Annotated in this window: 2 protein-coding genes; both read left to right on the top strand. The window is 79.2% G+C overall.

The genetic code is table 11. From position 1 onward, the window contains the following. Positions 1 to 103 precede the first annotated feature (103 nt). Positions 104 to 1,066, top strand: a complete 963-nt coding sequence (rsmH, locus tag WAA21_RS17875) for a 16S rRNA (cytosine(1402)-N(4))-methyltransferase RsmH (protein WP_336924209.1) — start codon at positions 104 to 106, stop codon at positions 1,064 to 1,066. Further along, entirely contained in the window at positions 1,063 to 1,545 is a 483-nt protein-coding gene (locus tag WAA21_RS17870; protein WP_336924208.1) for a hypothetical protein, read from the top strand. The genes rsmH and WAA21_RS17870 overlap by 4 nt, the downstream gene beginning before the upstream one ends. Positions 1,546 to 1,869 lie beyond the last annotated feature (324 nt).

Genomic DNA, 1,869 nt, shown 5'->3' with positions numbered 1-1,869 from the left:
CTAGGCGCGTGGCGTTCGGTCGTCGCCGACCAGAGCCCGAGCAGCCCAGGTGGGACGACCCGCCCAGCCCGCCCAGCCCGTCCAGCCCGGCCCGGAGGTCGCGATGGCAGTCCCTCCCGCCGCGAGCGGCGCCGAGCACGTGCCCGTCCTGCTCGAGCGCTGCACGGAGCTGCTCGCCCCGGTGCTGCAGCGCCCCGGCGCCGTGGCGGTCGACGGCACGCTCGGCCTCGGCGGGCACACCGCCGCCCTGCTCGCGGCGGCGCCGCAGGCCCGGGTCGTCGGCGTCGACCGCGACCCGGTGGCCCTGGCGGAGGCGCAGCGCCGTCTCGCCGCGGCCGGTCTCGCCGACCGGCTCGTCGCGGTCGGTGCCGTCCACGACGAGGTCGACCGCGTCTGCGAGGCGGCCGGCGTCGACGAGGTCGACGCGGTGCTGCTCGACCTCGGTGTCTCCTCGATGCAGCTCGACCTCGACGAGCGCGGCTTCTCCTACGCCCGCGACACGCCGCTCGACATGCGGATGGGCTCGACCGGCCCGACCGCCGCCGACGTCCTCAACACGTACGCCGAGCGCGACCTCGCGCGCCTGCTGCGCACGCACGCCGACGTCAAGGCCGCCGACCGGGTGGCCCGGGCCGTCGTCCGGGCGCGCGAGGACGCGCCGTTCACCACGAGCGCCCGCCTCGTCGAGATCGTCTACGCGGCGACGCCCGCCGCGGTCCGGCGGACGGGCGGGCACCCCGCCAAGCGCGTCTTCCAGGCGCTGCGCATCGAGGTCAACGACGAGCTCGCCGGGCTCGCGCGGGCGCTGCCCGCGTGGCTGGACCGGCTCCGTCCCGGCGGGCGCATCGTCGTCCTGTCGTACCACTCGGGGGAGGACCGGGTGGTCAAGCGCGCCTTCGCGGCCGCCACCACCGTCGAGGTGCCCCCCGGGCTCCCCGTCGAGCCGCCGCCCGCGCCGTACGCGCTCGTGGTCCGCAGTTCAGAGCAGGCCGACGCCGAGGAGGTCGCCCGCAACCCGCGCGCGGCGTCCGTCCGGCTGCGTGCCGTGGAGAGGAGGGCGTCGTGAGCGCTCAGGCAGCACCGGCACGTCCCGTCGGCCGGCCGGTCGGTCCCGTCCCGCGGACGGTCGCCCGCCCCGCCACCCGTCCCGCGGACCGTCCGGGCGGACGGGCCGCGCCGCGCCCGCGTGCCCGCGGCCCCCAGCCGCAGGCCACTCCGTCGCTGCGGGTGCTCGCGCGCCCGGAGGTGACGCCGCGGCGGGTCGGCTTCGCCCTCACGTGCACCGCCCTGCTCGGCGCCCTCATGGTGGCCCTGCTGCTGCTCAACGTCGCGATCTCCGGCAACGCGTTCACGCTGTCGGAGCTCGGGGCGCAGCGCGGCGTGCTCGCCGACCGCCAGCAGTCCCTCGAGCACGACCTGCAGGTCGCCTCGTCGCCCGGCGGGCTCGCCGACCGGGCCGGTGCCCTCGGGATGGTCCCCGCCCCGGCGCCCGTCGTCCTGCAGCCGGACGGCACCGGCGCGCCCCCGCTCGACGCGGACGGCTGAGCACTAGCGTCCGAGGACCGGCCCGCACGACCCGCGCCACCGACCGGCCGCGGCGACACACCAGGCACACGACCCACGAGAGGCAGGTACCCGGGATGGCCGTACGACCGCCCCGGACCCCCGCTCGTCCCGGACCGCGCCGGCCTGGGGCGCGGCGCCCCGTGGGGCCGACGGCCGACCCCGCCCGCCGCTCGACGACGACGCAGACGGCGCGGACCCGCCGCAGCGCCCCCGAGCGGGCGGACGGGCGCACCTCGGGCGGCTCGACGGCCTCGCGGGCCGCGACGGGCGGCGCCGCCTCGGCCGTCGGGCGCCCACCCCGCC

The sequence above is a fragment of the Aquipuribacter sp. SD81 genome (assembly GCF_037153975.1).
Classification (GTDB): domain Bacteria; phylum Actinomycetota; class Actinomycetes; order Actinomycetales; family JBBAYJ01; genus Aquipuribacter.
The sequence above is the reverse complement of the archived record's forward strand: the minus strand, read 5'-3'. Positions and strand labels throughout refer to the sequence as shown.